The organism is Candidatus Methanoperedens nitratireducens (genome assembly GCF_900196725.1).
GTDB lineage: Archaea > Halobacteriota > Methanosarcinia > Methanosarcinales > Methanoperedenaceae > Methanoperedens > Methanoperedens nitroreducens_A.
In genome coordinates, this window is sequence record NZ_FZMP01000204.1 from 1 (window position 1) to 4625 (window position 4625).

At 46.8% G+C, this 4625-nt stretch carries 7 protein-coding genes; all 7 read left to right on the plus strand.

What is annotated here, in order from left to right:
- The first annotated feature begins 101 nt into the window (after positions 1 to 101).
- On the plus strand, positions 102 to 1241 hold the full coding sequence (locus MNV_RS14510; protein WP_096206668.1) for a hypothetical protein: 1140 nt from the start codon (positions 102 to 104) through the stop codon (positions 1239 to 1241).
- 1 nt (position 1242) lies between these two features.
- The gene (locus MNV_RS14515; protein ID WP_096206669.1) at positions 1243 to 1695 is read left to right on the plus strand and encodes a hypothetical protein; all 453 of its coding nucleotides are present in this window, start codon (positions 1243 to 1245) and stop codon (positions 1693 to 1695) included.
- On the plus strand, positions 1695 to 1886 hold the full coding sequence (locus MNV_RS14520; protein WP_096206670.1) for a hypothetical protein: 192 nt from the start codon (positions 1695 to 1697) through the stop codon (positions 1884 to 1886). The genes MNV_RS14515 and MNV_RS14520 overlap by 1 nt, the downstream gene beginning before the upstream one ends.
- Positions 1876 to 3624: a zincin-like metallopeptidase domain-containing protein gene (locus tag MNV_RS14525; protein ID WP_096206671.1), complete on the plus strand. Its 1749-nt coding sequence runs from the start codon at positions 1876 to 1878 to the stop codon at positions 3622 to 3624. The genes MNV_RS14520 and MNV_RS14525 overlap by 11 nt, the downstream gene beginning before the upstream one ends.
- 6 nt (positions 3625 to 3630) lie before the next feature.
- On the plus strand, positions 3631 to 4038 hold the full coding sequence (locus MNV_RS14530) for a hypothetical protein (RefSeq protein ID WP_096206672.1): 408 nt from the start codon (positions 3631 to 3633) through the stop codon (positions 4036 to 4038).
- 1 nt (position 4039) lies between these two features.
- Entirely contained in the window at positions 4040 to 4240 is a 201-nt protein-coding gene (locus MNV_RS14535; RefSeq protein ID WP_096206673.1) for a hypothetical protein, read from the plus strand.
- 2 nt (positions 4241 to 4242) lie between these two features.
- The coding region (locus MNV_RS14540; RefSeq protein WP_143311810.1) for a hypothetical protein at positions 4243 to 4625 on the plus strand (383 nt) is incomplete at its 3' end.

The window sequence follows — 4625 nt, forward strand, 5'->3', positions numbered from 1 at the left end:
GTCAAGCGCCAGGGTCCCGTAAATGCCGGCACAGGGGCATCATGGGGATTCCAGATACAGATGCAGCCGGGAACGCATAACGTGTGCGCAGAGGCTGTATAATGGCATGTACATCAGCAACAGCAGGCGGCTCTGGAGGCGGTGGAGGAAATATGGTCTCAGGCAGTTTGGTAATAACAGAAGAATCAGAATCATTCAAGATAAAAGTCTGTGCAAATAACGGGACCTTGCGGGCGCTTGTACGCGAGGCATACGGGAAATACAGGGATTTCTACAGTGGCTGGGTGACAAACACCTGTACGACATTTGCAACATATAAAAAAGATATTCCGGCGGGCACATATCTTGTTTATCTTATTGATGAATCCGGGAACGTGGTTAAGTTACCTGATGGCACACAATACACCAAATTTATATATGCCGGAGATAGCGGGAGTGGGAAATGTGTGGCAACGTCAGGGCAAAATAAAATAACCGTATCATCAGATGCGGCAGGCGTTAAATTCGTATCGTGTTCCGATTCTTGCGGCGCGTACATGTATGTACTCACCCCAAAAGGTGCGGAATTTGGTAAAGTAGATGTACCAAAAGGGGGATGCAGGACGGACGTAATCGAATGGAAATACTTTACGGAATCCGGGGAATACACGGCGATTCTTGCATCGTATGACTTTGAGACGCACCTTTTTGAAACCACTTTTAAGGTAACATTACCGGGTACGGGCAAAGTAAAAAAAGAGCTTGTAACCAACCTTACTGACAATGAAGCGTTAATCATTGCGGCGGTATGGGCTACAAGTAACCCTTCGAGCAGACCAACGTTTTTCAAGAAATATCAGGAAGGGAGTAACTGGGTATTCCAGTTTGAATTTACTAAAACTCCTGATTATGCAGAATTTGGCGCGGGCGCGGGATTACTCAGATTCATTGAGGCAAACTGGAAAAGCATCTCCTACCTGCTCGCGATCCTCGGTATAGGAGCAATAGTATGGCTCTGGCGGGAACCTCAAACCAAAGCCGAAGAAGTGAGAGGGAAAATAAGCGATAATACGCAGTCAGAAATAGATACTATCCTTTCCAACCAATCACTAACACCCGCGCAAAAACAGGCGCTAATCGAGGCAATACTGCGTAATGTACCCGGCGAGAAAAAAGAAACGGACTGGGGTGGCATTGTTCTCCCTGTAGCGGGATTGATAGCAGCTGCGTACGTTATAGGCGAATTCGCCAAGAAGAGGTAACATGGCTGCTGTAATCCACTCTGTTAGATACGACGAGAAGTTAAGCCTGCTTAAAAACGATGGAAGCCTCCAGAATATTTTCGGAAGCAATGCACTCAACCCTTCATCTTCTGCTTATATAGCAATGCAGAAACTCATGAAATCCCTGGGTTACGGATGTTTGGGTTTATACGAAGACATTGTACAGCCATACGCTCGTAAAGGCACTATTTGTCCAGCCTCGGATCAACCGCAGGTAGCTGCAGTTGCAGCCAATCCGTCAGATGTTCCCGGATATCCTGCCTCGGAAGGGTGGGTACGGGTATCTGTGCGGCTGCTGAACGGAGGTAGTTTCAGGATCCTTGTCGATGGGGCAGAGGTCAAAAGGGATGGGCCCTTCAACGGTGATTACACTCTTGATTATAACATCAAGATGTCGCCAGGAACGCATAACGTGTGCGCGGAAGTGATCTGATGCAGGATTCAACAGCTATTAAAATAGTTGCAATTGCAGCCATTGCAGTCCTGGAAGCAATAGCGCTGCTGGTCCTGCACGTAAACGGGGTACTCCTGAGCACTGTGATCGCAGTGATAGCGGGTATAGCCGGGTACGAGCTCAAAAGCCTGGCACTGAGAAAAGCAACGGAGGTAAAGGATGAAGCTTGACAGGCAAATAGCCGAGCAGCTCTACGATCCCAGGAGGATGTCTGTAAAATCGCAGATATCATTCATTTCAAAGCAGTTGATCAAGAAGGGAATTGACCCTGATACTGTTGATTTGCACGCATTGATTGACCCTGAATTAAGCTACCGTGAAAATTACAAAAATATAATGGCATCCCTTGCAGGCAGCGGGAAGGTAGGAGCTGCAGAGCAGGAGATAATAAAAAACCCTGCATGTGAAAAGGCAAAAGAACTCAAGCAGGAGATATCGGAGCATCAGAAATCTGATCAGAAGCTGCAGAACCTCAAGGCAGAGTTGAAAGATGCCAAGACGCAATGCGATTGCAACTCATGTGCCCAGATGGGACTTTATGATCCACCTGCAGAGTTCACGGTATATGATTCGGATATCCAAAATAATCCGATCATCCAAAAAGCCATGAATCAGCTTTTGGATATGGTTAAGAATGGACGGTTCGATGTTGTAGCCAGGGCAGTATTCAAGCCACCTGCAGGATCGAGACAAAAGCCGAGCGATTCCTGGTCCTTCTCTAATCGCTTAATAATGCTATTTAATGGTACTGAGGATGCCAGGGGATACAACCAATGGCAGGAAGTGGGCAGATACGTTAAGGCAGGCTCTAAAGCCTTCTATATCTTAGCTCCATTGACCCGGAAGGCATGGGGGCAAAGGATCGAGATCGAGCATGATCCTATAACCGGCCAGGATAAAGAGGTCCTTAAAAAATATCAATACGATTTCATTTATGGCTTTAGAGGTATTCCTGTTTTCAGGTTCGAGGATACCGAAGGGCAGCCGGTAGTAATTGAGCAGATCGATTATCAAGTGCCTGCAGATTTCCAGCCTATTATTAGGGAGCTGGGTTTAACTGTTAATGCCAGGGTGTTCAGTGGGGACGCATATGGATATTACAGCCAGTTCAGAAGGGAAATAGCCGTCATGACACCTGAGATAAAAACCCTACTGCATGAAATTAGCCATGCCGTTGATGATAAATTACATGGTCTTAGGGGCGGGCAACATGCAGATCAAGAGGTTATCGCTGAATTTTCAGCCGGTACATTAGGACGGCTTTTAGGTTATGATCTACCTGTGGGTAATATCCAGCGATACATCAAATCGTATGATCCTTCTTTGGTGCAGCTCTTAAGCAACCTTAACCGAGTTGAAAAAGTCGTGAATTGGATCATTGAGAGGACCACGGCAAAGGTTGTTCTGCAGGAGCGGGTATTGTATGATCCAGCTCTAAGGCGCCGGAGAGGTCAGAGGACATTATCAGGTCCTCGACAGAGAACCTTAGCAGAAAGGCAGGGAAGGTCACAACAGGGACGTCCTCCAAAGAACTGGTTCTATGCCATGGTTGAAGGCATCAGGAAGCGCTCAGACGTGAGGAACCCTGCTGCCATAGTAGCAAGTATCTGGCGGCGATTATCGCCAGGTAAAAGGCTTGAGATTAAGCGCAAGGAAGAAAAAGGGGCATCGTTCAGATATGATCTTCCCCTCCCGGAGGACCACGCAACCAGGGGAACCGGGACGGTCCGTGTAGTGAAGCCATTTAACCTGGCAGAAGTCCAGGTGAACGTTCCCAGGGCAGCATATGATCAGATCCGGAGATCCAGGCTATTTCAGAGTATGAAGAGGCAGGACGGCAACGTTGCTCTTGTGAAGCGCTGTAAATCTCCCCAGGGAAATGTGAATGTATTCATAGACAGAGGCTGAAAAAATATGACGCAAAATCCAGATGCTCTATGCGGATTAATAGCGCGGGCGGCACGTCTCACGGTAACAGAATCAATGAGATATTCCGGCGACCTTTATAATACTAATATCCAAGTGAAAAGCGGACAAGCAATAACACCCGGCGCGATTGTGGGAATTGACCCCGGATATTCTAACGTATTCACATGGACACCGGGCGAGAATGAAACCATAAACATGTATGCACAGATTCAGGGGCATGTGATAACTTTTGTAATAACAAGCGATGGACTCTCCCGCGTTCTTACATTCAATACGGGTTTTAAGAGTACAGGAACGCTAAACACTGGCGCAGTAGCCGGGAAAGTGTTTACTATTACTTTCATAAGTGATGGCACGAACTACAATGAAGTAGCAAGAACCGGGGCGATGTAAAATGAAACCCAATCTTGATATTCCACCTTTTACGAAATATGAGCCATGCCCCACATGCGGGGGCAGGGGATGGAAAAGGGAGCGCGGCGGCTATAGCCTTATACCATGCCCTACCTGCTTTACTGCAAGAAAATTACCAATTCTTGAGCCTGACGGCAGGTTCCTAAAAAGAGGGCAGGAAATAGAAATTACGGAGGCATAAAAATGGCATGTCATGAATCTTTAAATTTACTTGAAAAAATACTCAATGCCCTGCAAATTCTGACAGGTGAAAAAGAAAGCGTGGAAAGGCAGCAGATATATAATTTCGGGGTATGGACAGCCAAAAGAAAGGGCAAAAACGTATCCTATGAGTATAGCGCGGCGTACGCAGGCACAACCACAGATTTAATTATCGACTTCCCTAAGACCTCACAGATAAACAGAATCGAGCAGATGTGGAACGATGCAACGGCAAAGGACTTTGATTTAAGGACATACAGGGAAGGCAACAGCGCGTATTACACTTCACTTAACACAAAGGCGGCAAATGTCGATACTTCGATTATTAACCAGCTGGGAGCAGAGTACAAATACCCGGCAGGCGC